General features: G+C 72.7%; 25 protein-coding genes and 3 pseudogenes. 14 read left to right on the top strand and 14 right to left on the bottom strand.

Annotated features, from left to right (window positions below; all coding sequences use genetic code 11):
- Nucleotides 1-319: 319 nt before the first annotated feature.
- Together J2X68_RS36090 and J2X68_RS36085 are read right to left on the bottom strand one after the other, a co-directional pair.
- Nucleotides 320-2,650, bottom strand: coding sequence for a glycosyltransferase (locus J2X68_RS36090; RefSeq protein WP_310436833.1), 2,331 nt, complete (start codon nt 2,648-2,650; stop codon nt 320-322).
- Between the two features lie 19 nt (nt 2,651-2,669).
- Entirely contained in the window at nt 2,670-3,077 is a 408-nt protein-coding gene (locus J2X68_RS36085) for a hypothetical protein (protein ID WP_310436832.1), read from the bottom strand.
- A gap of 307 nt (nt 3,078-3,384) precedes the next feature.
- Between J2X68_RS36085 and J2X68_RS36080 the strand changes: the two genes are divergently transcribed.
- A complete protein-coding gene (locus J2X68_RS36080; RefSeq protein ID WP_310436831.1) occupies nt 3,385-4,425 on the top strand; it encodes a chitinase in 1,041 nt (346 codons plus the stop codon).
- Between the two features lie 112 nt (nt 4,426-4,537).
- Here the strand turns inward: J2X68_RS36080 and J2X68_RS36075 are convergent, their stop codons facing one another.
- The 6 genes from J2X68_RS36075 to J2X68_RS36050 all read right to left on the bottom strand — a co-directional run bounded on the left by J2X68_RS36075 (nt 4,538) and on the right by J2X68_RS36050 (nt 10,500).
- Nucleotides 4,538-5,146 (bottom strand): imidazolonepropionase-like domain-containing protein, encoded by a 609-nt coding sequence (locus tag J2X68_RS36075; protein ID WP_310436830.1) that lies wholly within the window; start codon nt 5,144-5,146, stop codon nt 4,538-4,540.
- A gap of 7 nt (nt 5,147-5,153) precedes the next feature.
- The gene (mqnC, locus tag J2X68_RS36070; RefSeq protein WP_310436829.1) at nt 5,154-6,353 is read right to left on the bottom strand and encodes a cyclic dehypoxanthinyl futalosine synthase; all 1,200 of its coding nucleotides are present in this window, start codon (nt 6,351-6,353) and stop codon (nt 5,154-5,156) included.
- A gap of 72 nt (nt 6,354-6,425) precedes the next feature.
- Nucleotides 6,426-7,172, bottom strand: a complete 747-nt coding sequence (locus tag J2X68_RS36065; RefSeq protein WP_310436828.1) for a prepilin peptidase — start codon at nt 7,170-7,172, stop codon at nt 6,426-6,428.
- Between the two features lie 31 nt (nt 7,173-7,203).
- Nucleotides 7,204-7,839: a hypothetical protein gene (locus J2X68_RS36060; protein WP_310436827.1), complete on the bottom strand. Its 636-nt coding sequence runs from the start codon at nt 7,837-7,839 to the stop codon at nt 7,204-7,206.
- On the bottom strand, nt 7,836-9,578 hold the full coding sequence (locus J2X68_RS36055) for a protein kinase domain-containing protein (RefSeq protein ID WP_310436826.1): 1,743 nt from the start codon (nt 9,576-9,578) through the stop codon (nt 7,836-7,838). Before J2X68_RS36055 ends, J2X68_RS36060 begins: the two co-directional genes overlap by 4 nt.
- Before the next feature lie 73 nt (nt 9,579-9,651).
- Nucleotides 9,652-10,500 carry a menaquinone biosynthesis protein gene (locus J2X68_RS36050; protein ID WP_310436825.1) on the bottom strand — a complete coding sequence of 283 codons (849 nt, stop codon included), beginning with the start codon at nt 10,498-10,500 and terminating at the stop codon, nt 9,652-9,654.
- Nucleotides 10,501-10,788: 288 nt separating this feature from the next.
- On the opposite strand from J2X68_RS36050, the gene J2X68_RS36045 reads away from it, so the two are divergent.
- Nucleotides 10,789-10,992: a cold-shock protein gene (locus J2X68_RS36045; protein ID WP_003974443.1), complete on the top strand. Its 204-nt coding sequence runs from the start codon at nt 10,789-10,791 to the stop codon at nt 10,990-10,992.
- A 170-nt stretch (nt 10,993-11,162) separates the two neighbouring features.
- On the opposite strand, the gene J2X68_RS36040 is transcribed toward J2X68_RS36045, so the two are convergent.
- Nucleotides 11,163-11,750, bottom strand: a complete 588-nt coding sequence (locus J2X68_RS36040; protein ID WP_310436824.1) for an XRE family transcriptional regulator — start codon at nt 11,748-11,750, stop codon at nt 11,163-11,165.
- A 209-nt stretch (nt 11,751-11,959) separates the two neighbouring features.
- Here J2X68_RS36040 and J2X68_RS36035 point away from each other — a divergent pair, with 209 nt between their 5' ends.
- From J2X68_RS36035 to J2X68_RS36000, 8 genes are all read left to right on the top strand, one after another.
- Entirely contained in the window at nt 11,960-12,634 is a 675-nt protein-coding gene (locus tag J2X68_RS36035) for an AzlC family ABC transporter permease (protein WP_310436823.1), read from the top strand.
- On the top strand, nt 12,631-12,981 hold the full coding sequence (locus tag J2X68_RS36030; RefSeq protein WP_310436822.1) for an AzlD domain-containing protein: 351 nt from the start codon (nt 12,631-12,633) through the stop codon (nt 12,979-12,981). The genes J2X68_RS36035 and J2X68_RS36030 overlap by 4 nt, the downstream gene beginning before the upstream one ends.
- Before the next feature lie 74 nt (nt 12,982-13,055).
- Nucleotides 13,056-13,841: a methyltransferase domain-containing protein gene (locus J2X68_RS36025; protein WP_310436821.1), complete on the top strand. Its 786-nt coding sequence runs from the start codon at nt 13,056-13,058 to the stop codon at nt 13,839-13,841.
- A gap of 118 nt (nt 13,842-13,959) precedes the next feature.
- The gene (locus J2X68_RS36020; protein ID WP_310436820.1) at nt 13,960-14,763 is read left to right on the top strand and encodes an alpha/beta hydrolase; all 804 of its coding nucleotides are present in this window, start codon (nt 13,960-13,962) and stop codon (nt 14,761-14,763) included.
- The gene (locus J2X68_RS36015) at nt 14,763-16,100 is read left to right on the top strand and encodes a SpoIIE family protein phosphatase (RefSeq protein ID WP_310436861.1); all 1,338 of its coding nucleotides are present in this window, start codon (nt 14,763-14,765) and stop codon (nt 16,098-16,100) included. Before J2X68_RS36020 ends, J2X68_RS36015 begins: the two co-directional genes overlap by 1 nt.
- Entirely contained in the window at nt 16,097-16,450 is a 354-nt protein-coding gene (locus J2X68_RS36010) for an STAS domain-containing protein (protein ID WP_310436819.1), read from the top strand. The genes J2X68_RS36015 and J2X68_RS36010 overlap by 4 nt, the downstream gene beginning before the upstream one ends.
- 224 nt (nt 16,451-16,674) lie before the next feature.
- Complete coding sequence (locus tag J2X68_RS36005) at nt 16,675-17,178, top strand: hypothetical protein (RefSeq protein WP_310436818.1); 504 nt, start codon at nt 16,675-16,677, stop codon at nt 17,176-17,178.
- A 65-nt stretch (nt 17,179-17,243) separates the two neighbouring features.
- A complete protein-coding gene (locus J2X68_RS36000; RefSeq protein ID WP_310436817.1) occupies nt 17,244-18,203 on the top strand; it encodes an aminoglycoside phosphotransferase family protein in 960 nt (319 codons plus the stop codon).
- A 39-nt stretch (nt 18,204-18,242) separates the two neighbouring features.
- On the opposite strand, the gene J2X68_RS35995 is transcribed toward J2X68_RS36000, so the two are convergent.
- Nucleotides 18,243-18,683 (bottom strand): ATP-binding protein, encoded by a 441-nt coding sequence (locus J2X68_RS35995; RefSeq protein ID WP_310436860.1) that lies wholly within the window; start codon nt 18,681-18,683, stop codon nt 18,243-18,245.
- Here J2X68_RS35995 and J2X68_RS35990 point away from each other — a divergent pair.
- A pseudogene (locus J2X68_RS35990) lies at nt 18,664-18,897 on the top strand (DUF397 domain-containing protein); the annotation flags it as partial. The gene J2X68_RS35995 and the pseudogene J2X68_RS35990 overlap by 20 nt on opposite strands.
- Here the strand turns inward: J2X68_RS35990 and J2X68_RS35985 are convergent.
- Nucleotides 18,885-19,127, bottom strand: a pseudogene (locus J2X68_RS35985) (DUF5937 family protein); the annotation flags it as partial. The pseudogenes J2X68_RS35990 and J2X68_RS35985 overlap by 13 nt on opposite strands.
- 189 nt (nt 19,128-19,316) lie before the next feature.
- Here J2X68_RS35985 and J2X68_RS35980 point away from each other — a divergent pair.
- A pseudogene (locus tag J2X68_RS35980) lies at nt 19,317-19,595 on the top strand (MFS transporter); the annotation flags it as partial.
- Here the strand turns inward: J2X68_RS35980 and J2X68_RS35975 are convergent.
- The 3 genes from J2X68_RS35975 to J2X68_RS35965 form a co-directional block, all read right to left on the bottom strand.
- On the bottom strand, nt 19,511-20,005 hold the full coding sequence (locus J2X68_RS35975; protein WP_310436816.1) for a hypothetical protein: 495 nt from the start codon (nt 20,003-20,005) through the stop codon (nt 19,511-19,513). The pseudogene J2X68_RS35980 and the gene J2X68_RS35975 overlap by 85 nt on opposite strands.
- A gap of 43 nt (nt 20,006-20,048) precedes the next feature.
- Nucleotides 20,049-21,974 carry an AMP-dependent synthetase/ligase gene (locus tag J2X68_RS35970; RefSeq protein WP_310436815.1) on the bottom strand — a complete coding sequence of 642 codons (1,926 nt, stop codon included), beginning with the start codon at nt 21,972-21,974 and terminating at the stop codon, nt 20,049-20,051.
- 210 nt (nt 21,975-22,184) lie between these two features.
- The gene (locus J2X68_RS35965) at nt 22,185-23,543 is read right to left on the bottom strand and encodes an acetyl-CoA C-acetyltransferase (protein WP_310436814.1); all 1,359 of its coding nucleotides are present in this window, start codon (nt 23,541-23,543) and stop codon (nt 22,185-22,187) included.
- Nucleotides 23,544-23,644: 101 nt separating this feature from the next.
- Between J2X68_RS35965 and J2X68_RS35960 the strand changes: the two genes are divergently transcribed.
- Nucleotides 23,645-24,979, top strand: coding sequence for a 3-oxoacyl-ACP reductase (locus tag J2X68_RS35960; RefSeq protein WP_310436813.1), 1,335 nt, complete (start codon nt 23,645-23,647; stop codon nt 24,977-24,979).
- Nucleotides 24,979-25,839, top strand: a complete 861-nt coding sequence (locus tag J2X68_RS35955) for a MaoC/PaaZ C-terminal domain-containing protein (RefSeq protein WP_310436812.1) — start codon at nt 24,979-24,981, stop codon at nt 25,837-25,839. The genes J2X68_RS35960 and J2X68_RS35955 overlap by 1 nt, the downstream gene beginning before the upstream one ends.
- Nucleotides 25,840-25,966: the final 127 nt, after the last annotated feature.

Here is a 25,966-nt window from a genome sequence, read left to right as displayed (position 1 = left end):
TGCGCGAACTCGGCGTTCTGCGCGTACTGGGCGTACTGGGCGTACTCCTGCGGAGACGGCTGCTGTGGATACGGCTGCTGCCCGTAGGGCTGGGGCGAGGGCTGCTGCGGATACGGCTGCTGCCCGTACTCGTCGTACCCGTACGGGTACGACGACGGCTGCCCGTGTCCGTGGCCGTACTGCTGCCCCGGCCCGTACCCCTGCCCCTGCTCCTGACCGGGTCCCTGCTCCTGACCGGTTCCCTGGTCCTGGCCCGGCCCGTACCCCGGCCCCTGGCCCCGCGCGGGCCCGGGACCGTAGCCCTGCTGCTCCCAGCTCATCAGCTCACCCCGGCGGGGGTGCCGACCTCACCGGTGCGCTTGAGCTTCTGCCAGCGCAGACGGCCGCCGGTGAGAGCGGTGATGCAGGAGTGGATGAGGACCAGGTACATCATCTGGCGGTAGGCCAGTTGCTGCAGCGGCATCATCAGCAGGTACCGGTACTTCTCGCGGTCCAGCCGGAAGGCGTAGGCCGCACAGCCCAGCTGGATGCCGAGGACCGCCAGCCAGGCCAGCAGGGCCGCCTGGAAGTCGATGAAGATCATCGAGTAGATCGTGAACACGTCGATGAGCGGGGCGAAGACCGGCGTGATGATCTGGAAGATGACCACGAGGGGCATGCCGACCCGGCCGAAGCGGCCCGAGGGCCCCTTGTCCGTCAGGGACTTGCGGTGCTTCCACAGCGCCTGCATGGTGCCGTAGGACCAGCGGTAGCGCTGGGACCACAGCTGCTTCAGCGAGCCGGGCGCCTCCGTCCAGGCCTTGGCGTGCTCCTGGTAGACGACCTGCCAGCCCGCGCGGTGCATGGCGATGGTGATGTCGGTGTCCTCGGCGAGGGTGTCCTCGCTCATGCCGCCGACCTCGAGCACGGCCTCGCGGCGGAACGCGCCGATCGCGCCGGGGATCGTCGGCATGCACCGCATGAGGTCGTACATGCGGCGGTCGAGGTTGAAGCCCATCACGTACTCGATGTGCTGCCAGGCGCCGATGATCGTGTCGCGGTTGCCGACCTTGGCGTTGCCGGCGACCGCGCCGACCTTCGGGTCGGCGAAGGGCTGCACGAGCTGGTGCACGGCGTCCGGCTCGAAGACCGTGTCGCCGTCCATCATCACGACGATGTCGTAACTGGCGCTGCGGACACCGTTGTTGAGGGCGGCCGGCTTGCCCGCGTTCTCCTGCCGGATGACGCGGACGTTCGTCATGCCGAGGGCCCTCGCGGCCTCGCGCGAGATCTCGGACGTGTTGTCCGTCGAACCGTCGTCCACCACGATGATCTCGATCGGATGAGTGCTCTTCGCCAGCGACTTCAAGGTGTTGGCGATGCACTCCTTCTCGTTGTACGCCGGGACGATCACGCTGACCGGACGGGTGACCGTCGGCCCCCAGCTGAAGCGGCGCTTGTTGCGCTTCCTGTAGTGCCTGCGGGCCAGGATCAGCATCATCCCGAACCGGCCCATGACCGCCACGCCGACGACCATCAGCCCCACCGACAGCGCCGGGACGGTCCACTCGGCGAGGGTCACCGCCGCGATGAGGGCCTTGCCCTCGTAGAGCGTCACGCCGGTGGCCTCACGATGGGAAGCCTGGAGCCGGTTGACGGTCTGGGCGGTCCCGCCGTTGCCACCGGTGCCGCCGGCGCCGCCCTCGCCGTCGGGGACCACGTTGCCGGGCTGCGCGCCGGCCGCGCCCGCGGCCTGCTGCTGACCGGTGCCGGAGGCTCCCCGGGCCGCCGCGTTCTGCTCCTGCATGACGCCGCTGATGGTGGTGAAGGTGTAGCCCGCGGCCTTCATCTTCTCGATGTACTTCGGCAGCGCCTTGATCGTCTGCGAGCGCTCGCCACCGGCGTCGTGGAAGAGCACCGACGCGCCCTTGTCGTCCTCGGGCGTGGCCCACTTGATGATCTTCGAGACGCCCGGCTTCTTCCAGTCGTCGCTGTCCGTGTCGACGAAGACACTGGTGTAGCCGTCCTCGCCCAGCTTCTTGTAGATGGGCCAGCTGTAGTTGTCGATCGCGTCCGTCTCGGAGGAGTACGGGGCGCGGAAGAGCGTCGTCGTGATGCCGGCCGCGCCTGCCAGCGCGAGCTGGGTCTGCTCCATCTCCCGGTCGACGCGGGCGTCGGACTGGTAGGAGAGGTCGACGTGGGTGAAGGTGTGGATGCCCACCTCGTTGCCCTCGTCGACCATGTCCTTCACGATGCCCGGGTAGCGCGAGACCATCGATCCGACCAGGAAGAACGTGCCGGGCACGTCGTACTCCTGGAGGATCTTGAGCACCTGGGGCGTCCAGGTCGGGTTGGGCCCGTCGTCGAAGGTCAGCGCGATCGTCTTGTCCGGCACCGAGACGGTGGTGGCCTGGCCGCCCTGGAAGGTCAGGATCGGGCCGCCGTCGAGGATCTTTTCGGGCACCTTGGCGGCGCTGGCCCCGGTGCGCACCCGCTCGTCGCCGCCGACCTCGGCGCGCAGATAGCCGTCGAGGAGCATCACGCTGGTCAGCGCGAGCAGAAGCAGCAGGGCGAGGATGACACGCGGTTTCTGGAGCGCCGCGGCCTTGCCCGCCGCCCGCGACATGCGGGTCGGGGCACGACGGCGGCCGCGAGAGGAAGTGGTCGTCATGGGAGTGGCTGAACTCCGGTCAGTTGGTGGCCGCGGAGGCCGTCGCGGTCGGGGCGGAGCTCGGCGGCTCGCCCGTGGCGGCGCCCGTGGGCGGAGTGCCGGTGGGCCTCGAGGGCGGGGTGCCGATACCACCCTGCGGCTGGACGCCGGGGCCGGAGTTCTGGGCCCCACCGGGGGCTCCGTTGCCGAACGGCAACAGGGAGGAAGGAGCCAGGGAGGTGCCCCAGCCCATGAAGGCGGCGCCCAGGACGACGGCGTACACGAGGCAGCCGACCCCCATGAGGAGACCGATCCGGCGCAGCAGCTTGGACCTGCGTCCGGAGTTGTCAACGAACACGGGCCCCTCGGCGGAGGCGTCGTCACGTTTGCGGCCGCGACGGCTGCCGCGAGCGGCGGCACGGCTTTCGATGGCAGGCTCGGATTGCATTCCACGGATATTAGAGAGCCTTTATGTGGCAAAAACTCTGCGCCACTTGTGAGACACCCATGAGAAAGACGTGAACCTGTCTCTTCGCTGAGAGAACCCCGAATCCGGTACGCGGCGCCTGCCCATCACGGGAAGGTTGATTGCCCCTTTTGGGCGTCTGGATATCACCTTTTGCGCGCTTATCTCCATGAACTGTCTGTGTGTCCGCTGTTCCCGCGCGCACCGCCCACTTGTGAGACATTTCCATTTGGGAAACACGCTTTGTTTCCATGCTGAGACAGAAATCACGAGATTGGGTGCATGCGCAATGAGGAGTTTCCTGATGCCGATGGCCGGGGTCACCTGCTTGTTCGCCCTGGCCGTTACAGGATGCTCCGCGGGTTCCGACGGCACGTCGGACGCGGCGCCCCCCACGGAGAGCGAACAGGCGAGCAGTCCCTCACCATCGCCCAGCGCCACGTCATCGAGTACCGGCCCCTCCTACGCGCCCTACGTGAGCGCGGTGGAGGCCAATGCCAACGACTCGGCCGGCTCGCCGTCGACGTACAACCTGGCGTTCGTCATCTCGGGCGGCAGCGGCTGTACGCCGAAATGGAACGGTACGAACGCCATCGGCGACTCCGCCGTGAAATCCCGTATCGCGGCGCTGACCGCGTCGGGCTCCACGGTGCGCGTCTCCTTCGGCGGCGCGTCCGGCAAGGAGTTGGCGGCCACCTGTGACAGCGTGTCCGAACTCGCGCAGGCGTACGGCGAGGCGCTCGACGCGGCCGGGTCCACCCAGGCCGACTTCGACATCGAGGGCGACGAACTGACCGACTCCGACTCGGTCGCGCTGCGTTCGCAGGCGATCGCGGCCCTCCAGGAGGAGCGTCCGGAAGTCGAGGTGTCCTTCACCCTCCCGGTGATGCCCTCGGGGCTGGACTCCGACAGCCTCGCGCTGCTGACGTCCGCGAACAAGTACGACGTCCAGGTCTCCACCGTCAACCTCATGACGATGAACTACGGCGAGTCGTACGCCGGTGACATGGGCGGATACGCGATCACCTCGGCGACGGCCGCGCAGGCGCAGCTGAAGAAGGTGTTCGGGACGACGGACGCCGACGCGTGGAAGGGGATGGCGCTCACCTCGATGATCGGCACCAACGACGTCGACAACGAGACGTTCTCGCTCGCGGACGCGGCGGAGGTGCGGACGTTCGCCGAGGAGAAGGGCATCTCCTGGGTGTCCATGTGGTCGACGTTCCGCGACCAGCAGTGCGAGGACGGCTCCGCCACGGACGACGCGCTGACCAACTGCAGCGGCGTGGAACAGAGTTCGGGCGCCTTCGCCGAGGCGTTCTCGGGTTAGGACTCGCCGGGGCCGGCCGGCTGTCGACTGCCCTGTGACCACTGCCCGGTGTCCGCTGCCGGCCGTCGGCCGCCTGGACCGCCTGCCGCCTGCTGCGCCTCTCGGGCGCGGTTCAGCGCCGCCGGTGGACCAGGCGGCCGTCGATCACCGTGGCCACGCAGGTCCTCGCGCCCCGGATCGGCAGGGACGCCTCGTCGGGCACGTCGAAGACGGCGAAGCGGGCGGCGGAGCCGCGTTCCCTGGGCGCGGCGAACTCCACGGGCAGGCCGCAGGCGTACGGATCCAGCGAGGGCGCCCCGCCGGGGTGCTCCGCGGTCCGGGCCACGATCACCAGGCCGGAGCGGGCCACGGCGTCCCGTACCGCGCGGCGCCGCGGTTCCGCGCAGGCCACCGCCACCGTGCCGTGGGCCAGCATGCGCTGCACCCCGCGCCGGGCGCTCGCGCCCCAGCGCACGTCGTCCGGGGCCAGCGCCGTGAGCGCGTCCCCGGTCAGCGGCTCGGTGCCCAGCTCGCCGGCCTCGCGCGGGTCGGGATGGTAGGCCCCCTCCAGCAACTCCGTGCCGTGCGGGTTGACGAGACCGGGCGTCAGGATGCCGGGCCACCGGCGCACCCGCGCCGACGGGTACGCGGCGACGAGCTGCTCCAGCGGACCGGTCGCGGCGATGAGAGCGCCTTCGACGGCGAGCGCCCGGCCCCTGGAGTCGGCGTGGATCGTCAGCAAGAGAGCCCTAGTTGGAGGCGAGGAGCTTCAGTTCGGGGTGGGCGGTGCCGCCGGCGATCGCGGTCGACGAGATGTGGGACATGACCCGCTCGTCCACCGGGTCGTTCGCCGGGTCGTCGTGCACCACGAGGTGCTCGTAGGTCGTCGCGCGCTGGGCCGGGACCCGGCCCGCCTTCCGGATCAGGTCGATGATCTCGAGGCGGTTGGAGCGGTGCTTGGCGCCGGCCGAGGAGACGACGTTCTCCTCCAGCATGATCGAGCCGAGGTCGTCCGCGCCGTAGTGCAGGGAGAGCTGGCCGACCTCCTTGCCCGTCGTCAGCCACGAGCCCTGGATGTGCCGGACGTTGTCGAAGAACAGCCGGGCGACCGCGATCATCCGCAGGTACTCGAAGAGCGTCGTCTGGGTGCGGCCCTTGAGGTGGTTGTTCTCGGGCTGGTACGTGTACGGGATGAAGGCCCGGAAGCCGCCCGTCCGGTCCTGCACGTCACGGATCATCCGCAGGTGCTCGATGCGCTCGGCGTTGGTCTCGCCGGTGCCCATCAGCATGGTGGACGTCGACTCGACGCCCAGCCCGTGCGCGGTCTCCATGATCTCCAGCCAGCGCTCGCCGGACTCCTTGAGCGGGGCGATGGCCTTGCGGGGACGGGCGGGGAGCAGCTCGGCGCCGGCGCCGGCGAAGGAGTCGAGGCCGGCGGCGTGGATGCGGGTGATGGCCTCCTCGACCGACACCTTCGAGATCCGCGCCATGTGCTCGACCTCGGACGCTCCCAGCGAGTGGATCACCAGCTGCGGGAACGCCTCCTTGATGGCCGCGAAGTGCTTCTCGTAGTACTCCACCCCGTAGTCCGGGTGGTGGCCGCCCTGGAACATGATCTGCGTGCCGCCGAGCTCGACGGTCTCGGCGCACCGCCGCAGGATGTCGTCGAGGTCGCGCGTCCAGCCCTTGGCGGTGTCCTTGGGGGCCGCGTAGAAGGCGCAGAACTTGCACGCCGTGACGCACACGTTCGTGTAGTTGATGTTCCGCTCGATGATGTACGTGGCGATGTGCTCGGTGCCCGCGTACATCCGGCGGCGTACGGCGTCGGCGGCGGCGCCGAGCGCGTGCAGCGGGGCGTCACGGTAGAGGTCGAGAGCCTCTTCCGCGGTGATCCGCCCGCCGTCCGCGGCACGGTCGAGCACAGACTGGAGGTCGGCCTTCTCGGGCACCGGAGCGTCCCTTTCGTCAAGGGTTGTGGACGGACCGAACCAGCCTACGCCAGCGGTCCCGGCACCCGGACGTCAGGCCGCGTACGCACCGACCAGCAGCCCGGCGAGGGTCCCGGCGAGCATGAACGGTCCGAAGGCGATCATCGTCCTGCGGCCGGCCCGGCCGGCGACCGCGAGGGCGCCGCCGTACAGCGCCCCGAGCAGGAACGCGGCGAACGTGCCCAGCATGACCGTCGGCCAGCCGTACCAGCCGAGGACGGCGCCCATCGGGAGGGCCAGCTTCACGTCGCCGTAGGCCATGCCGCCCGGGTGGACGAGATGCAGCACGAGGAATCCGGCGCCGAGGGCGAGCGCGCCCAGCAGGGCCGTCGTCCACTCTCCGGCGTGCTCGGGCAGCAGCGCGGCCGGGCCCAGCAGGACGAGGGCGGCGGCCGCGAGCGGGAGGGTGAGCGGATCGGGCAGCCGGCGCACCCGCAGGTCGACGGCGGCCAGCAGCACCCCGGCGGGCGCGAGCAGCAGCCAGACGACGAGTTCGGGGCGGACCCCGGTCGCGGCGGCGAGCGCGGCGCAGACGACGGCGGTGAGCAGGGGAAGACCGACCGCACCGGGCGCGTAGGGGGTGGCGCACCGCTCGCAGCGCGCCCGTCCGAGCCACCCGCGGATCGGATGCCCGCCCGGGCAGGCCGTCCGCCAGCCGTCGTGCCGCTCCTCCCACGGCACGGCGAACCGGTGGGCGGCCCGCGGCAGCAGCGCGCCCGCGACGGCGCCCCACAGCAGGGCGACGGCGATCAGCGTCAGGTCGTCGGGAGGCGTGGTCATCGGCAGCGGTCCCGGTATCCGTGACGGGGGCTCATGAAGACCTCGCCGCCCTGCTCCTGCCCTTGCCCTTCTTGCGCAGTCTCCTCATCCGGGCGCGCTCCTCCGCGCGGCGCGCCGCGGTCACCGCGCCGCGCCGGCGGTACCGGAGAAAGCCGAGCAGCGCGGCCGTGGCCGCGTACGCGAGGAGGGCGCTGCCCGTGCCCGGGAGGTACGCGCACATCGCCCCGCCCGAGCGGCAGTTCCGGCCGGGCAGGGCGCCGAGGACGTACATCGGCGCGCCGAACGCCACCGTCCAGCACACCGCTCCCCCGGCCAGGAGCCCGGCCCGTGCCCCACCGGAGCGACCGCGCTGCGGGCCCTGGGCCTCGTCCCGGGCCTGGCCCTGGCTCCGGCTCCGGTCCCGGCCCGGCCCCTGGGTCCGTCCCTGGGTCCGGTCACGGTCCGGGGAGGAGCACCAAGCGCCGCCGGCCCAGCCGGCCACCGACAGCAGGCCGAGCAGTGCGCCGGCCGTCCAGCCGCCGCCGGGCAGGTCCACCAGCGCCGGCGCCGTCACGCGTACGAACCACCTCCACAGGCCCATGGCGGACAGCAGCACGGCGAGGAGGGTCACGAGAAAGAGGACGCCTCCGACGACACCCCAGCCGGTCCTGGCCCGGGAGCGGCTCACCGGGAGACCTTCGACATGCGGGCCTTCGGATTGCCCTCCGCCGCGCTGTCCGAGGAGTACGTCAGGTCGTCGCCGGTCGGGACGAGCCGGATCGTGTGGGGCTCGGGATTGCAGCCGCCGTGGTTGCTCTCGGCACCGACCGAGGTGGCGACGACCTCCTTGGCCGTCACCTGTTTCAGCGTCAGGACGTCGACGCAGACGGCGCCGAGCACATCGGTCTGGCGCAGCTCCCCCAGTTCGTCGCCCACGTCGGCCTGGCGGACCGTCACCCGGAAGGTGCCCATCGGCAGGGTGCCGCCGAGGCCGCTGCCCTCGCCCTCCCAGGTGCCGACGTAGCGGGCCGGGAGCGCGGTGGGCGCCTGCGAGGCGGCCGGGCCGGAACTCGAACCGCCGGCGGGGGCCGAGGAGGAGGCGTCGCTGCCGGAGGCGTCGTTGTGGTCGTCGTCGCCCGGCAGCATGCGGAACAGGAACACCGACCCGACCGTGACCGCCGCCATCGCCCCGGCGACGGCCAGCGCGACGGTGCAGCTCAGCCGCCGCCCGCGGCCGCCCTCACCCGGCGTCGCGGAGGCGGCCACGGTGACGGACACCTTGCCCGGCCGGTCCGGGCCGGTGGCCGCCGGCCCGGCCTCCCTCGGCCCGGCGTCCCACGGCCCGGCGTCTCTCTGCTCGGGGACGGGACGCGGCCGGTCGGCCGGAGTGGCGGCGCCCCCGCCCATCACCGGCGGCGGCCCGAACTCGCCCAGCGGCACCGCGGGCTTCCCCGAGGTCACCGCCGGGCCGCCGGACCCCACCGGCCCGGACGCGACCGGTTCCCCGCCGGCCCCCGTCCCCTCCAGGTTCAGCAGCTGTACGGCGCTGCGCCCCACTTGCTCCACCAGCGCGCCCGGCAGCCACCCGTCCGCCACCAGCCGGGCCGCGCCCTCGGGGGCGAGCCGCCGGGCCACCTCGGCGGGGGCGGGCCGGGCGGTCGGGTCCTTGGCGAGACAGGCCTCGACCACCTCCCGGAGGCCGCCCCGCAGCCCGTCGTCCGGCTCGCCCAGCTCGGGCTGCTCGTGGACGACCTTGTAGAGGAGCGCGGCGGAGGAGTCGCCGGGGAACGGGGGCCGCCCGGTCGCCGCGTACGCGAGCACCGCGCCGAGGGAGAAGACGTCGGCCGCGCCGGACGCGACCTTGCCGAGGATCTGCTCGGGGGCCATGTAACCGGGCGAGCCGACCGAGACGCCGGTCGAGGTGAGCGAGGCCGTGCCGTCGGTGGCCCGGGCGATGCCGAAGTCGATGAGCAGCGGACCGTCCACCGTCAGCAGAACGTTGGACGGCTTCACGTCCCGGTGGACCAGGCCCAGTTCGTGCACGGCTCCCAGGGCCTCCGCCAGACCCGCGCCCAGCACCCGTACGGAACGCTCGGGCAGCGGTCCGCCGCCGGAGGAGACCGCCGCGGCCAGGGACGGGCCGGCCGCGTAGCCCGTGGCGACCCACGGCACTGTGGCCTCCGGGTCGGCGTCCAGGACCGGCGCGGTCCACGCGCCGCCGACCCGCCGCGCGGCGTCGACCTCGCGCCGGAAGCGGGCGCGGAACTCCTCGTCGAGCGCGAGGTGCGGGTGCACGATCTTCACGGCGACCGTGCGGCCTCCGGCGCTGCGGCCCAGGTAGACGCGGCCCATCCCGCCGGATCCGAGGCGGCCGAGCAGCCGGTAGGGACCCACGGCTGCGGGTTCGTCGGCTCCGAGCGGCTGCATGGGACGTCCACCTCTCCCCCGAAAGGCGCCCCCGCGGGGCCCCGTTGGACTCGGCAGCAGCGTAGTGCCGTGGCTACGGCCGGAGCAGCTCGACCTTCACGTCCGCCGGGAAGCCGGTCGTCGGGCCGACCCGGCGGGCGAACTCGGCCACGGCCTCCAGCTGGGGCCCGCCGAAGCGGAAGTCGAGGGTGGTGAAGTACTGCTCCAGCACCTGCTCGTCGAACTCCTCCCAGCGGGCGGCCTGCTCGGCGACCTTGCCGACCTCGTCGAGGGAGAGGTTGCGGGACTCGATGAAGGCCTCGTGGACCTGGCGGGTGATGACCGGCTCGCGCTCCAGGTACTCCCGGCGGGCCGCCCACACCGCGAAGACGAACGGCAGGCCGGTCCACTCCTTCCAGAGCGCCCCGAGGTCGTGCACCTCCAGGCCGAACTTCGGTCCGTCCAGCAGGTTGGCCCGCAGCGCCGCGTCCCCGATGAGTACGGCCGCCTCGGCGTCCTGCATCATCAGGCTGAGGTCGGGCGGGCAGGTGTAGTAGTCCGGCCGGACCCCGAAACGGTCCGCCAGCAGCAGCTGGGCGAGGCGCACGGAGGTGCGGGACGTCGAGCCGAGGGCGACCCGGGCGCCGTCCAGTTGCGCCAACGGCACCTGGGAGACGATGACGCAGGACATCACCGGGCCGTCGCAGCCGACCGCGATGTCGGGGAAGGCGACCAGGTCGTCGGCGTTCTTGAGGAACTCGACGAGGGTGATGGGCCCGATGTCGAGGTCGCCCGACACCAGGCGCTCGCTGAGCTTCTCCGGGGTGTCCTTCGTCAGCTCGAAGTCGAGGAGGGTGCCGGTTCTCGCGAGCCCCCAGTAGAGGGGCAGGCAGTTGAGGAACTGGATGTGGCCGACGCGCGGCCGGGTGCGAGAATTGTCCACATCGCGAGGCTAGACCCCGTCCGATACGGTGGACACTCCACCCCCTGGGTCAACCCCTTCCGGGGATCTTCAAACATCCGGGTGACGTGATCTTGACCTCTATTGCTTTCGGCTGCCTGCATGCTAGGCTCGCCGCAAGTTGCAGTTTGGTTTCCCTTGCAGTACAGAGCCTGCGGAGCATGTAACCGCGGGCTCTCGTCGTTTTCAGACGTATGCAGTTGTGCGGCACTTGCTTTCACGCTTGCAGGGTTCTGGAGCAGGGCAACCCTTTGGGCCCAAGGAGGGCTTATGGCTACCGGAACCGTGAAGTGGTTCAACGCCGAAAAGGGCTTTGGCTTCATCGCCCAAGAAGGCGGCGGCCCCGACGTCTTCGTCCACTACTCCGCGATCAACGCGCAGGGTTTCCGCTCGCTCGAGGAGAACCAGCAGGTCTCCTTCGACGTGACGCAGGGCCCGAAGGGTCCCCAGGCGGAGAACGTCACCCCCGTCTGATCTTCAGAACCCTGAGATCGCAAGTCTGAGAGCAGCACCCAAGGAGCCCTGTGCCGGTCGGCACGGGGCTCCTGCCTTTGCCGCCCGACCGGTGCTCGCCCCCGGTCCCGGCCGCCCGACGACGCCCGCGCGCCGGCCGCCGTCCACCGGCCCCGCCCACCCCCGCCGTCTCAGACGTGCTGCATCACCAGCACGAACGTCGTGCCCGGCGCCAGCGCCTCGTACGAGTGGGGCACATCCCCGCGGTAGGTCAGGTAGTCCCCCGGCCCCAGTTCCACCGTCTCCCCGGCCGGACCCGCCTTCACCCGCCCCGTGCTCACGATCAGGTGCTCGACGGTGCCCGGGATGTGCGGCTCCGAGGCGCGCACCGCGCCGGGCTCGGCCCGCAGGTGGTAGAGGTCCCGGCGCGCGCCCGGCGGACTGGCCGACAGCAGGGTGGCCACGTACGGCGCCTGCTCCGAGGCGACCGCGGGCCCCTCCCCGGCCCGGATCACCCGGACCGCCGACACCGGCGGTTCGACGAGCGCGGCGAACGGCACGCCCAGCGCGACACCCAGCGCCCAGATCGTCTCCATGCTCGGATTGCCGCTCGCGGCCTCCAGCTGCGACAGCGTGGACTTCGCGATGCCGGCCCGTTTGGCCAGCTCGGAGAGGGAGAGCCCGGCCCGGGTGCGTTCCCGGCGCAGGGCGGCGGCGATCCAGTCGAGGGGCAGGCGGGACGGGGGCCGGGGCGCGGGCGGGGGCGCGGCTTCGGACATGTCGTTCGCTCCATCGGTACGAGCGTTCGCCTTGACGAACATGGGTCGGTCTGTTCATTGTAGAAAACATGCGTTCGCCACAACGAACACCCTCCTCTCCGACACAGGCACCGGCACCGGCACCGGCACCGACACCGAATGCGGCTTCGGATGCGACGGCAACACCGACACCGGCTCCGGCCCCGCCGGGGACCGGCAGCCGCACCGCCGTGAGCGCGACGAGACCTCTCGTCCGTGACAGTTCGCTGGTCTGGCTGGCCGGCGGTGTGGTGGGGGTCTCCTTCGGCGCGATCTCCGTGGCGGGCGGGCTCCCGGTCTGGGCGCCGGTGGTGATGTCCGTGCTGGTGTACGCGGGCTCCGCCCAGTTCAGCGCGGTCGGTGTGCTGCTCGCCGGGGGCGGTCCGCTCGCGGCCGCCGCGACCGGGCTCCTCCTCAACACGCGCAACGCCGCGTTCGGCCTCGCGGTCGCCGACCTCCTCGGCCCCGGCCGCGCGACCCGGCTGCTCGGCGCGCACCTCGTGACCGACGAGACGGTCGCCTTCGCGCTCGCCCAGCCGGATCACGGCCGCCGCCGGGCCGCGTTCTGGATCTCCGGGATCGGCCTGTTCGCCGTCTGGAACGCGGGCGTGCTGGCGGGCGCCCTCGCCGGAAGCGCCCTGGGCGACACGGCGGACTACGGCCTGGACGCGGCGTTTCCCGCCGTCCTCGTCGCCCTGGTCCTGCCCGCCCTCCGCGAGCAGGCCCGCCTGCGCGGGCCTGCGGCACTCGGCGCCGGTCTGGCCCTGGCGGCGACGCCCTTCGTCCCGGCCGGAGTGCCCGTGCTGCTCGCGCCGGCCGGTCTGGGGCTGTTGTACGTGTACGGCCGTCGGGAGGTCGCCGGATGAACGCGGCCGTCGCCCTGATCCTGATGCTGGCGGTGGGCACGTACGCACTCCGGCTGGTCGGCCCCGCGCTGCACGGACGGGTGGAGCTCCCCGCCCGGGTCCAGCAGCTGCTGGCCGCCGGGGCGGTGGTCCTGCTGGTCGCGCTGCTGGCGACGGGCGCGCTGACCGAGGGCGGCGGCTTCGCCGGGTGGGCGCGGCCGGCCGGGGTGCTGGTCGGCGGGCTCCTGGCGATGGGGGTTCCCCCGCTCGGACGCGGCCGAAAGTGGGGAAACGGAGCGCCGTTCGCGGTGGTGGTGCTGGGGGCGGCGGCGGTGACGGCGGCACTGCGGGCGATAGGCGTGGCGTGAAACCGCCCCCGCACCGCCCCCGCACCGCCCCCGCACCCCCTCTCTGTCAGTGGCGCCTCCTAGGCTCCGCGCCCATGACCACGCCCCCGGCCCCCGTCGCCGCCCCCTCGGCCCCCGTCGCCGTCACGGACTCCGGCTCCGCCGCCTCCGACCCCGTCACCGCCCCGCCGGGCCCCTCCCCCGCCGCCCCGGACCCCGCTTCCGTCACCCCTGGCTTCGTCACCGCCACGCGTGTCTTCTACGACGCCATCGCCGGGGACTACGCCGAGCGCTTCCGTGACGAGCTGGCCGTGAAGCCGCTGGAGCGGGCCTTGCTCGGGGCGTACGCCGAGCTCGTCGGCGCCGGTGGCCGGGTGGCCGACCTGGGGTGTGGTCCCGGCCGGGTGACGGGGTTCCTCGGTGCGCTCGGGCTGGACGTCGTCGGGCTCGACCTGTCGGAGGCGATGCTTGCCGTCGCGCGGCGCGAGAACCCCGGGATCCGGTTCACGCAGGGCTCGATGCTGGAGCTGGACTTCGCCGACGGGAGCCTGGCGGGGGTCGTCTCCTTCTACTCCTCCATCCACACCCCTGTGGACGAGCTGCCCGCCCTCTTCGCCGAGTTCCACCGTGTGCTCGTCCCCGGCGGCCATCTTCTCCTCGCCTTCCAGGTGGGCGACGAACCGCGCCACTTCGACCGGCCGTGGGGCCACCCGGTGGCCCTCGACTTCGAACGGCGGCGCCCGGAGCGGATGGCCGAGCTGCTCGGGTCGGCCGGCTTCGCGATGCTGTCGCGCACCGTGCGGGAGCCGGACGCCGACCTCGGCGAGTCGCCCCCGCACGCCTTCCTGATCGCCCGCAGGCCGCTCGCGCCCGACGCCTGAGCGCTGAGCGCCGCGCGCCGCGCGCCGGACGACAGGGGTGACGGGGGTGGCAGGGGTGACACAGGTGACACTCGGCTGAGTACGCGAGTGAGGTGCGGGGTTTGGGAAACTCGTGAGTATGGACATCGATCGCAGGAACAACGTCACGGTCACCGGCAACCCCCTGGGGCGGCCGGTGGTCCTGGCGCACGGATTCGGCTGTGATCAGAACATGTGGCGCCTCACCGTGCCCGCCCTGGCCGAGACGTACCGGGTCGTGATGTTCGACTACGTGGGGTCGGGCCGCTCGGACCTGTCCGCCTTCTCGGAGGCCCGCTACAGCTCGCTCGACGGCTACGCGCTGGACGTCGTGGAGGTACTGGAGGCGCTCGACCTGCGCGACGCGGTGTTCGTGGGGCACTCGGTCAGCTCGATGGTCGGCGTGCTGGCCGCCGACCTGGCGCCGGAACGCATCGGGGCGCTGGTGATGGTCGCCCCCTCGCCGCGTTACATCGACGACGAGGACTACCGGGGCGGCTTCAGCGCGCCGGACATCGACGAACTGCTGACGTCGCTGGAGTCGAACTATCTGGGCTGGTCGGCGGCGATGGCCCCGGTGATCATGGGGAACGCGGACCGGCCCGAGCTCGGCGAGGAGCTGAAGAACAGTTTCTGCGCCACCGACCCGGACATGGCGCGCGTGTTCGCCAGGACCACGTTCCTGTCGGACTCGCGGAACGACCTGAAGAGCGTGCGGGTGCCGACGCTGGTGCTGGAGTGCTCCCAGGACGCCATCGCGCCCCGGGAGGTCGGCGCCTTCGTCCACCGGGCGATCCCCGGTTCGGCCCTGATCACTCTCGACGCCATCGGGCACTGTCCGCACCTGTCCGCGCCCGAGGCCACCAATGAAGCGATCACCGGCTTCCTGGCGGGGCTGCGATGATGTGCCGCACCGGCCGGCAGCCCGACCCGGCCGACGCCGACAACGGGAAGACCTCGAACGCCGCGTTCGCCGCCCTGCTGGAGGACAGCGCCGAGGAGCTGTACGAGAGCGCGCCCTGCGGATATCTGTCCATGCTGATGGACGGCACGATCGCGAAGATCAACACCACTCTGCTGGACTGGCTCGGCCTCGACCGGGAGGCGGTGGTGGGCCGGATGCGGTTCACCGACCTGCTGACCGTGGGCGGCAAGCTGTACCACGAGACCCATTTCGCACCGCTGCTGCGCATGCAGGGACAGCTCGGCGGCATCGCCCTGGAGATGAAGCAGTCCGACGGCGACCGGATGCCGGTGCTGGTCTCCTCGGTCGTCAAGTACGGCGGTGGCGGCGAGCCGCTGCTGATCCGCACCACCGTCTTCGACGCCCGGGACCGCCGCGCCTACGAGGAGGAACTGCTGCGCGGCCGGAAGGCCGCCGAAGAAGCCCGCAGGCAGGCGGAGGCCGACCGCGCCAGATTGCAGGAGGCCCTCGCGGTGCTCCAGCAGTCGCTGCTGCCCGCCGCCCTGCCGCCGGTCCCCGGGGTGGAGACGGCCGCCCACTACTACACGGCCTCCCCCGACCGGCTCGGCGGCGACTTCTACGACGTCTTCCCGGTCGACGGCAAGCGCTTCGCGTTCTTCCTCGGCGACGTGTGCGGCAAGGGCCCCCAGGCCGCCGCCGTCACCTCGCTGACCCGCTACACCCTGCGGGCCGCCGCTCTGCACGACTCCGACCCGGTCGCGGCTCTGTCGACGCTCAACAAGGTGCTGCACGAGCGGTACTCCGCCGGCGGCGACCCGCGCTACTGCACCGCCGTCTTCGGGGTCCTCGAACCCGACCCGGCGACCGGGCGGGTCGCCGTCCGCATCGCCTCGGGCGGCCATCCGCCGGCCCTCGTCCTGCGGGCCGACGGCACGGCCGACTTCCTGCCCACCCCGGGCGGCCTCCTCGTCGGCGTGCTGCCCGACGCGCGCTTCGTCGCCGCCACGACGGTCCTCGCCCCCGGCGACACCCTGCTGCTCTACACCGACGGACTCACCGAGGCCCGTACCGGTGAGGACCGTGACAGCCTGTTCGGGGACGAGGCCCTGCGCGCCTTCGTCGCCGCGCACGCCGGCCGGTCCCCGCAGGCCGTCGTCCAGGCCCTCACCGGCCTGCTGGACGACTTCGGCGACGGCCTCGACGACGACACCGCCCTGCTCGCGCTCGGCGTCCCCGCCCCCGTGTCCGACCCGGAAGCCGAAGCCGACCCCGACCGTGACCCCGACCGCGCCCCGGCAACGAAGAGCACGCGATGAGCACGCTGAAGATCACCACCCGAGACACTTCCACCGGTCCCGTCCTGGAGATCGTCGGCGACCTCGACTACGCCCACGCCGGCGAACTGCGTGACCTGCTCGGCACGCTCACCCTCCAGCCGGGCCAGCGCCTCGTCCTGGATCTGGCCGGCATGGAATTCTGCGACTCCAGCGGCATCACCGCGCTGATCGCGGCCCAGCACCACGCCCAGGCCGCCGACGCGGACATCGCGCTGGCCGCCGTTCCGGCCAACACCCTGCGCATCCTGCGCATCGTCGGCCTCGACCAGATCTTCCCGCTCCACCCCGACGCCGAGGCCGCCACCCGGGACATCCGCCCGAGCCGCTGACGTCGGCCGGTCGCGGGCCGCACGAGTCGACGGGGCTGTTGCGGTGATCGCGGAGGCCGGACCCCGGACCGTCCCGGCGTCGGCCGTCGGCTGTTCCCCGTGCCCCCGGTTCCCCGGTCGACGCCCGCTCCGGCCCGGTCGGTCACGAGTCCCGCGCGGAGAACGCCACGGCCGCCTCCCACCCAAGAGTTGAACATGTTCAAAACTTCTGCCAGGGTCGCTCCATGAGAAGGCACCCGTGGTGGGCGGCGCTCGCGTCGTCCGTGGCACTGACGGCCGCGCTCGGCGCGTGCACCGGCGGACTCGCAGGCCCGTACCAGTACGACGGCGGCACCGGCCTGCACGACGCCACCGCGGCCGAGGCGGCGGGCATCTGGCGCTCCGTCGAGCAGACGGAACTGCGGCTCCGGCCCGACGGGACGGCCGACCTCAGCCTGCTCGACGGCCAGGGCTTCGACTTCGACGACGCCTGGCGCGTGACCGGTTCGGGGACCTGGAAGCTCACGGACGATCCCGAAGGCCAGGAGGTCCACCTCTCCATGACGACCCGGACGGCGGTCGGGACACGCGCGGCCACCCCGGCGCCCACGGCGTCGCCCGACGCGCCGTCGACGTACACCTGGCGGTTCTCCGTGGACCGCGACGAGCGCGAGGAACTGGTGCTGTTCTTCTTCTACGGCGATCCCGACGTCGGCAACACCTACCTGATGACCCGCGCCGCCATCTGACGAGCCGTTCGGCCCGGCCGGACCGGAACCCTGACCCCGGCGGACGATTTCGGCACAATGGGGCCATGATCGAGGTACCGCAGACCTTCGTGAGCAGCACCGTCCAGCGGGAGGGGCAGCGCGGGGCGGGCTGGGTCGAGAGACTCCCCGCGCTGGTCGCGGAGTTGCTCGACCGCTGGGGCTGCGCGCCCGACGGCGACGTCGTGCACGGCGGCGTCGGGATCGTCGTCCCCGTGCTGCGGGGGCCCGACCGGATCCCCGCCGTCGTCAAGGTGTCCTTCCCGCACCCGGGCAACGTCCACGAGCCCGACGCGTTCGCCGCCTGGAACGGACAGGGGGCCGTGCGGATGTACGAGCGGGACGACGCGCGCTTCGCGATGCTGCTGGAGCGGGTGCGGACGTCGTCCCTCGCCGAGGTCGAGGACGCCGAGGAGGTCGCCGTCACCGCCGGGCGGCTCAGTCGGCGGCTCGCCGTCCCCGCGCCGGACGGCCTGCCCCGGCTCAGCGACCTGGCCGATGGCTGGCGACGGCAACTGCTGCTCGACCAGGCGGAGTTCGCCCACGCCCTGCCGGCCCGTACCGTCGACGAGGCCCTGGAAACCGTACGAGAACTCGGGCGCGACCAGCCCGATCTGCTCGTCCACGGCGACCTGCACGCCCGCAACATCCTGAGCGCCGAGCGGGAGCCGTGGCTCGCCGTCGACCCCAAGGGCTGGGCCGGGGATCCCGCGTACGACGGCGGCACCCTGCTCAAGCCGCTGATCTTCGGGCACGTCATGCGGCACGGCGACGGAGACCTGCGCCGGGTCGCCCACCGCATCCTGGACCATTTCGCGGAGGCCGCCGGACTGGACCGAGAACGCACCCGCCGCTGGGCGCAGTTCCACCTGGTCCAGGCGGCCTTCCACGGGCGGCACCACGGTTTCCGGGTCGCTCGCGAGGGGCCGCGCCTCGACCTCGTCACCCGGTTCGTGGACCGGCTGGCGGAGGCGCTCACCCCGTACCGCCACCCTTCCCACCCCTAGAGACCTGCCCCTCGGTCCGGACCTCCCCCCGGTCCCGGCTCAAATCCTCCTGTCGCGGAGCGACAGTTCGGCCCAGACCGTCTTGCCGACGTCCCGCTCCGCGACCCCCCAGGTGCGGGCCAGCACCCGCACGAGGACCAGACCCCGGCCGCCCTCCTCCTCCGGGTTCGTGACGACGCGCAGTCGGCGGTCCCCGCGGGCGTCGCTCACCTCGACACGCAGCGTGTCTCCCGGGAGCAGCAGGAGCCGCAGCCCGAAGTCCCGGCCCGGGACCCGTCCGTGCGTGACGGCGTTGGCGGCCAGCTCCGCGACCACCTGCTGCGCGGTGTGGTCGGCGTCGCCGCCGTGCGGATGCCCCCAGGCCGTGAGCTGGGGACCGGTGAGGCGCCGGGCCAGCCGGGCACCGCGCGGCGTCGCGCTGAGGCGCAGTCGCAGCTCACCGAAAAGAGCTGGAGGAGCTGTGAACAGCGAGAACCTCACCTGGTTCAAGTCCAGCCACAGCAGCGGCGAAGGCGGTGATTGCGTGGAAGTCGCCTACACCTGGCGCAAGTCGACGTACAGCGACGGTGAAGGCGGCGACTGCGTGGAAGTAGCCTTCTGCCCCCGGACCGTCCACGTCCGGGGCTCCAAGAACCCCGACGGCCCCCGCCTCTCCCTCGCCACCGGCGCCTGGGCCGAGTTCCTCGCCCACGCCGTGAAGAGGAAGTCCGCCTGGGAGGAGCGCCAGAGGAACTCGGCCTCCCGCAGCCGCTCGGCCAGTTCGGGCCGCAGCCCGGTCCAGACGTCCCCGGCCCAGGCGGCCGGCTGCGGATGGTGCCCGGGTTCGGCCGGCACGTGCAGCATCGCGGTCAGCTCGGCCAACGGCGAGGCGGCGAACCGCAGTCGCTCGGACGGCAGTCCCGCGATGTCGATCCTCAACGTCATCCCTCGTCATCACCGACCGGCCGGCCGGGGACGGCGTCGGTTGACGGTGTCCGTCAACCGATGTGCCCGGCCCCGGCGGCCGAACCCACCGTTGCCGCCATGGCAGTCACCCGCACCGCGAAGATCCGGCCCGGCGCCCTCGTCCGTGCCTGCGGAGGCCCCCGCTATGCCGTCGCCCTGGCCGTGGACGCGCTCGGCACCGTCCTCGCCCCGGCCCACGCCCTGGGCCGCACGCTCGCCCGGTTCGAGCTCTCCACGGGCTTCGGGCTCGCCGTCTCCCCGGCGGTCATCACCGCTCTCGCGCCCCATGGCCCTACCGCGCTCTGGGGCGGCCTCGCCGGTGCGACGCTCCTGTCCGCAGCCGCCGTGGCCGCCGAGAAAGATCAGGGAACGCAGCCCAAGGACTCGGGAACCGGGCCCAACGGGTCCGTCGCCAGCACCTCCGGCGCGCTCAGCGCCTCCTCGTAGACCCGCCGCTCGAAGACGAACGGGCCCAGGGGCAGTTCGCCCCACTCCTCGCGCTCGGGGTAGTGGAAGCCGGACCAGGTGACCGTCGTGGGCGTCATGGCGAGGCGGGCCATGAGGGGCCGGCACTGCCAGATGCCGCAGGGGCAGCCGAGGAGCGGGGTCCGGTCGGCCGTCCGCAGGAACGGGTTGTCGGTGAAGTCGAGCACGCCCAGCCCGCCGTGCTGACCCCAGATCAGCTCGGCGGACTCCCGCTGCTGGTCCTCGAACTGCCCCTCCAGCTCCGGCCGCCAGAGCTCCCGCGTCGCCCAGGCGGTCAGCGCCCGCAGATCGACACCGTCGACGCGGGCGCCCCAGACCAGGGCGGCGGGCCGCTCGTCCCAGGGGCAGTGGAAGAACTCGATGCCGTTCACCCTCGGCATACTCCTCGGCCGAGCGGCCTCCCCGCCAGCCCTTTCAGTGCTGGTACAGCCCCTCCACCTGGTCCGCGAAGTCCGCCAGGACCGCTTCGCGGCGGAGTTTCATCGAGGGGGTGAGGTGGCCTGCCAGCTCGGAGAAGTCGGTCGGGAGGATGGCGAAGCGGCGGATCGACTCGGGGCGCGATACCAGCTTGTTGGCCTCGTCGATCGCCCGCTGGAGCACGGCGTGCAGGTCCGGGTCGTCCATCAGCAGCTCGACCGGGACGGGGTGCTTGCCGTTCATCTGGCGCCAGTGGGTGAGGCCGTCCGGGTCGAGGGTGAGGAGGACGGAGACATAGGGGCGGCCGTCGCCGAGGACCATGGCCTGGGAGATCAGGGGGTGCGAGCGCAACCAGTTCTCCAGGGGCGCGGGAGCGACGCTCTTGCCGCCCGCCGTGATGATCATCTCCTTCTTGCGGCCGGTGATCGTCAGATAGCCCTCGTCGTCCAGTTCACCGAGGTCGCCGGTGGGCAGCCAGCCGTCAGGGGCGGCGGGGACCACTCCCCCGGCGGCCGGGTCCCAGTAGCCGCGCAGGATGTGATCGCCGGCGATCAGGATCTCGCCGTCCGCCGCTATGCGGATCTTCGTCCCCGGCAGGGGCCAGCCGACCGTGCCCAGCCGGGGCTTGAGGGGCGGGGTGACCGTGGACGCGCCGGTCGTCTCCGTCAGGCCGTAGCCCTCGTAGATCTCGATGCCCGCGCCGAGGTAGAAGGCGGAGAGGCGCCGCCCCAGGGGCGAACCGCCGCAGATGGCGTGGCGGACGCGGCCGCCCATGGCGTTGCGGATGCGGCGGTAGACGAGCGGGTCGTAGAACGTGCGGGCGGCGCGCAGGGTGGCCGCCGGGCCGGATCCGGCGCCGGTCTTCTGTGCCTCGACCGCCTCGCCGTAGCGGCGGGCCACGCCGACCGCCCGGTCGAAGGAGGACAGCTTCCCGCCGGCCTCGGCCTTCGCGCGGGCGGTGTTGAAGATCTTCTCCAGCATGTAGGGGATGGCCAGCAGACAGGTGGGTCTGAAGGCCGCCAGATCCGGGAGGAGTTCGTCGGCCTTCAGGCTCGGGGCGTGGCCGAGGCGGACCCGGGCGCGGACGCAGGCGATGGCGACCATGCGGCCGAAGACGTGGGACATGGGGAGGAAGAGCAGGACGGAGAGCTCGTCGTCGTTCTTCGACTTGAAGACCGGGTAGAGCAGCTCGATCGCGTTGTCGACCTCGGCGAAGAAGTTGCCGTGGGTGAGCGCGCAGCCCTTGGGGCGGCCGGTGGTTCCGGAGGTGTAGATGAGGGTGGCGAGCGTGTCGGGGACCAGCATCCCCCGGCGGATCTCGACCTCGGCGTCCGGTACGTGCGCGCCCGCCTCGATCAGCCGCTCCACGTGCCCCTTCTCCATCACCCACAGGTGGTGCAGGTCGGGCAGCCGGTCGAGTTCGGGGCCGAGGGCCGCCGCCTGGGCGGCGCTCTCGGTGACCAGCGCGACCGCGCCGGAGTCGTGGAGGATCCAGCGGGTCTGGAACACGGAGGAGGTCGGGTAGACGGGGACGGTGACCAGGCCGGCCGCCCAGGCCGCGAAGTCGAGCAGCGTCCACTCGTAGGTCGTGCGGGCCATGATGGCGAGCCGGTCGCCGGGCGCGAGGCCCTCGGCGATCAGCCCTTTGGCCACCGCGTGGACCTGGGCGGCGAAGCGTTCGGCGGTGATGTCCGTCCACTCGCCGTCCTGGCCCTTGCGGCTGAGGACCACCGACTCGGGGACGGCGGCCGCGTTGTCGTAGGGCAGGTCGGCGAGCGAGCCGTACGTCACCGGACGGGCGAGCGCCGGCACGGACGCCTCCCGCACCTCGCCGTCCAGCCGTCGCGTCTCGGGTTCCACCGGGGCGGGGGGAGCGTCGTGGTCGGCGTAGGCCGAGTCGGCAGCTGGATACGGCGTGGACACGGGCGGCTCCCTGGGCGTGCAGCGACGAAACTGCTTGCTGCATGACGTACGTGCCTCGCGCACCGAGGCGTTCAACCGGGATGCCCCCGAAGAAAGGGGTTACCGCCGGTTAGGTAGGGGATCGTACGGCGCTCACGTGTGGGGCTTGTGGGCGTTCCGGGATGTTCCGGGGCTGGGGATGTGCAATCTCGGGGGTTATATGAGGAATCTTCAGGTTCGTTCCAGAATCGCGGTGACTCCCTGTCCGCCCGCCGCACAGATCGAGATCAACCCCCGCGCGGGGCCCTCGCGTTCGGCGAGCAGCTTGGCCAGGGTCGCCACGATGCGGGCGCCCGTGGCCGCGAAGGGATGGCCGGTGGCGAGGGAGGAGCCGGCCACGTTCAGACGGTCGCGGTCCACCGGTGCGAGACCCTGCTTCTCCCAGGCCGCGAGTGTGGCCAGCACCTGGGAGGCGAAGGCCTCGTGGATCTCGAAGAGGTCGAAGTCCCCGATGTCCAGGCCGGTCCGCTCCAGCATGCGCGGGACAGCGTACGCGGGCGCCATCAGCAGCCCGTCCTCGCCGCCCGCGACATCGCCGCGCACGAAGTCCACGGCCGCCGTCTCGTACGCCGTCAGGTAGGCGAGCGGCTCCAGGCCGCGCGCCTCGGCCCACTCCTCGGAGGCGAGGAGCACGACGGCGGCCCCGTCGGTCAGCGGCGTCGAATTGCCCGCCGTCATCGTCGGGTTCGGCCCGTCGGCGCCGAACACCGGCTTCAGCGCGGCCAGTTTGCCGACGGTGGAGTCCGGGCGCAGGTTCTGGTCGCGGGCCAGGTCGCGGAAGGGCACGACGAGGTCGCCGAAGAAACCGCGTTCGTAGGCGGCCGCGAGCCGCTGGTGGCTGGCGGCCGCCAGCTCGTCCTGGGCCTCGCGTCCGATGTCCCAGGCCCGGGCGGTGACCGCCGCGTGCTCGCCCATGGAGAGACCGGTGCGCGGTTCGGCGTTGCGCGGGATCTCGGGGATCAGATGCGCGGGGCGGATCCGCGCGAGGGCCTTGAGGCGGTCGCCCGTCGACTTCGCCCGGCGGGCCTCCAGGAGGATCCGGCGCAGCCGGTCATCGACGCCGAGCGGCGCGTCGCTGGCGGTGTCGGCGCCGCCCGCGATCGCGGACTCGGTCTGGCCGAGGGCGATCTTGTTGGCGGCCGCGATGACGGCCTGGAGGCCGGTGCCGCAGGCCTGCTGGATGTCGTAGGCGGGGGTGCGGGCGTCGAGCTTCGAGCCGAGGACGGTCTCGCGGGCGAGGTTGAAGTCGCGGCTGTGCTTGAGGACGGCCCCGGCCACCAACTCGCCCACGACGCCGGGCACGTCGAGCGCGTAGCGGTTCACCAGACCGTTCACGGCCGCCGTCAGCATCTCCTGGTTGGAGGCGGTGGCATAGGGGCCGTCGGAGCGGGCGAAGGGGATGCGGGTGCCGCCGACGATCGCCACCCGGCGGATCCGCGGCAGTTCGGGCCGGGACTGCGGGGCACCGCTCTCCGCGACCTTCAGATGGCTCACTCGCCGGCTCGCCCGTGACGGTTCCGAGGTACTCATCTCGACCTGCTCCTCACCCGTGACCTAGACTTACCCACGGTAACCTTACTTCAGAGTAAGCACCCGGTACGAGGTGTGCGCCGAGCCCGTGGGAGATCATCATGGCCGACCGCTATCTGAGCTTCACCGCCACGGCCCCCGGCCGGTTCCTCACTGCGCGGCTCGGGCTCCCGCAGCCGGCCGCGCTCATCCGCTGGACGCCCGAACGGCCGTCCCTGGAAGGCCACTTGCTGTACCTCACGGCGGGCGGACCGTCCGGGCTCGACCTCGCGCCGGTGCTGGCCCGCACCGGACTGCCCACCGCCACCGAAGCGGCCGCCGGGCCCGCCGGATCCGCCCGGCCCGCCGCTGTCGTCCTGGACGCGACCGGGGTCCGGGACGTCGACACGCTCGCCGAGGTGCACGCGGCCCTGCACCCGGTCGTCGGGGCGGTCGCGGCGAGCGGGCGGGTCGTCGTGCTGGGCGCGCCCCTGGACGCGGAGGACCACCACCAGGCGGCCGTGCAGCAGGCCCTGGAAGGCTTCGTACGGTCCCTGGGCAAGGAGATCGGACGGGGCAGGACGGTCAATCTCGTCCGGCTGACCGACGCGTCCGCCGCCGAGTCCACCCTGCGGTTCCTGCTCTCCCCCAAGTCGGCGTACGTCAGCGGCCAGGTGATCGCGGTGGGGACCGCCGAACGGTCCGGCGGCCCCGCCGACCCGGCCCGCCCCCTCGCCGGGCGCACCGCGCTCGTCACCGGCGCCGCCCGCGGCATCGGCGAGGCCGTCGCGGAGACGCTGGCCCGGGACGGCGCCCATGTCGTCGTCCTGGACGTGCCGCAGGCCGAGGACGACGCCCGCCGGGTCGCCGCGCGGCTGGGCGGGCGCGCCCTCACGCTCGACATCACGGCCGCCGACGCGGGCGAGCGGATCGCCGCCGAACTCCCCGACGGCCTGGACGTCCTGATCCACAACGCCGGTGTCACCAGGGACCGGCGGCTGGTCAACATGCCCGCCGAGCGCTGGAGTTCGGTGCTCGACGTCAATCTGGCGAGCGTGCTGCGCACCACGGACGCGCTGCTCGCCAAGGGCGTCCTGCGGACGGGCGGGCGGATCGTGGCCACCGCCTCCATCGCCGGGCTCGCCGGCAACGCCGGGCAGACGAACTACGGCGCGAGCAAGGCGGGCATCGCCGGTCTGGTCCGCTCCCTCGCGCCGCGCGCGCTCGCCGGGCACGGGGTCACGGTGAACGCGGTGGCGCCGGGCTTCATCGAGACGAGGATGACGGCCGCGGTGCCGCTGTTCCTCCGCGAGGCGGGCCGCCGCATGAACTCCCTCGCGCAGGGCGGCCTGCCCGCCGACGTCGCCGAGACGACCGCCTGGCTCGCCCACCCCGCGTCCGGCGCGGTGAACGGCCAGGTCGTGCGCGTGTGCGGCCAGAGTCTGCTGGGGGCGTGATGACCGGCGCGGTGACCCTCCTGTCCGGACCCCCGTCGCTCGGTCCGCTGCTCGCCGTCGGCGCGTTGCGCTCGCCGTTCAAGCGGCCCCGGCCGGGCGTCGCGTTCGCCGGCGCCGGCGACCGGCTCGTCCTGCCCGAACTGCGGGTGGACCTGGCCCGGCTGGCCGCCTACGAGCGGGTGTGCGGCTTCCCTACCGGCGAGGACGCCCTGCCGCTCACCTATCCCCACGTCCTGGGCTTCCCGCTCGCCATGCGGATCATGAGCGGCCGCCGCTTCCCGCTGCCGCTGCTCGGCCTCGTCCACACCTCGATCGAGATCACCCGCCACACCGCCCTCGCGGCCACCGCCGGCCACGAACTCACCGTGCACGTCGAACGACTGGCCGCCCACCGGCGCGGGACCGAGGCGGTCGTCGTCACGGAGCTGCGCGACGGCGGCGCGGTGGTGTGGGAGTCGACGAGCACCTACCTCGCCCGGCACCGCACCGGGACCGCGCCCGGGCCACGGGAGCCGGAGCCCGGCCCGCTCCCCGTGCTCGACGAGTGGCGGCTCGCCGCCGACGTCGGACGGCGCTACGGCGCGGCGTCGGGCGACCGCAACCCCATCCACCTGCACCCGCTCACCGCCCGCCTCTTCGGCTTCCCCCGGGCCATCGCGCACGGCATGTGGACCGTGGCGCGCTGTCTCGCCGCGCACGGCACCCCCCAGGCCGTGCGGGTGCGCGCCGAGTTCCGGGCCCCGGTCCTGCTGCCGGGGACGGTGGCCTTCGCGGCGGACGGCCGGCGCTTCGAGCTGCGCGGGACGGGAGAGCCGGGGCGGGTGCACGTGAGCGGGCGGGTGGATCCGCTGACGCCGTGACCGGGCTCCGGCGACAGGGCCCCGGCGGGGGGGGGGGGCGGCCCCGCCCCCCCCCCCCCCCGCGCCCCCCCCCCCCCCCCCCCGGGCCGCCCCGGGGGCACCCCCGCACCGCCCCCCCCCCCACCCC

The sequence above is a fragment of the Streptomyces sp. 3330 genome (assembly GCF_031456635.1).
Classification (GTDB): domain Bacteria; phylum Actinomycetota; class Actinomycetes; order Streptomycetales; family Streptomycetaceae; genus Streptomyces.
Note: the sequence above shows the minus strand (reverse complement) of the source record. Positions and strands in the feature narration are given on the sequence as shown.

Excerpts from the sequence above, each read along its gene's own strand:
- J2X68_RS36090 (WP_310436833.1), bottom strand. The coding sequence starts at position 2,650 with ATGACGACCACTTCCTCTCGCGGCCGCCGTCGTGCCCCGACCCGCATG.
- J2X68_RS36085 (WP_310436832.1), bottom strand. The coding sequence starts at position 3,077 with ATGCAATCCGAGCCTGCCATCGAAAGCCGTGCCGCCGCTCGCGGCAGC.
- J2X68_RS36080 (WP_310436831.1), top strand. The coding sequence starts at position 3,385 with ATGAGGAGTTTCCTGATGCCGATGGCCGGGGTCACCTGCTTGTTCGCC.
- J2X68_RS36065 (WP_310436828.1), bottom strand. The coding sequence starts at position 7,172 with ATGACCACGCCTCCCGACGACCTGACGCTGATCGCCGTCGCCCTGCTG.
- J2X68_RS36055 (WP_310436826.1), bottom strand. The coding sequence starts at position 9,578 with ATGCAGCCGCTCGGAGCCGACGAACCCGCAGCCGTGGGTCCCTACCGG.
- J2X68_RS36045 (WP_003974443.1), top strand. The coding sequence starts at position 10,789 with ATGGCTACCGGAACCGTGAAGTGGTTCAACGCCGAAAAGGGCTTTGGC.
- J2X68_RS36040 (WP_310436824.1), bottom strand. The coding sequence starts at position 11,750 with ATGTCCGAAGCCGCGCCCCCGCCCGCGCCCCGGCCCCCGTCCCGCCTG.
- J2X68_RS36030 (WP_310436822.1), top strand. The coding sequence starts at position 12,631 with ATGAACGCGGCCGTCGCCCTGATCCTGATGCTGGCGGTGGGCACGTAC.
- J2X68_RS36025 (WP_310436821.1), top strand. The coding sequence starts at position 13,056 with ATGACCACGCCCCCGGCCCCCGTCGCCGCCCCCTCGGCCCCCGTCGCC.
- J2X68_RS36020 (WP_310436820.1), top strand. The coding sequence starts at position 13,960 with ATGGACATCGATCGCAGGAACAACGTCACGGTCACCGGCAACCCCCTG.
- J2X68_RS36015 (WP_310436861.1), top strand. The coding sequence starts at position 14,763 with ATGTGCCGCACCGGCCGGCAGCCCGACCCGGCCGACGCCGACAACGGG.
- J2X68_RS36010 (WP_310436819.1), top strand. The coding sequence starts at position 16,097 with ATGAGCACGCTGAAGATCACCACCCGAGACACTTCCACCGGTCCCGTC.
- J2X68_RS36005 (WP_310436818.1), top strand. The coding sequence starts at position 16,675 with ATGAGAAGGCACCCGTGGTGGGCGGCGCTCGCGTCGTCCGTGGCACTG.
- J2X68_RS36000 (WP_310436817.1), top strand. The coding sequence starts at position 17,244 with ATGATCGAGGTACCGCAGACCTTCGTGAGCAGCACCGTCCAGCGGGAG.
- J2X68_RS35965 (WP_310436814.1), bottom strand. The coding sequence starts at position 23,543 with ATGAGTACCTCGGAACCGTCACGGGCGAGCCGGCGAGTGAGCCATCTG.
- J2X68_RS35960 (WP_310436813.1), top strand. The coding sequence starts at position 23,645 with ATGGCCGACCGCTATCTGAGCTTCACCGCCACGGCCCCCGGCCGGTTC.
- J2X68_RS35955 (WP_310436812.1), top strand. The coding sequence starts at position 24,979 with ATGACCGGCGCGGTGACCCTCCTGTCCGGACCCCCGTCGCTCGGTCCG.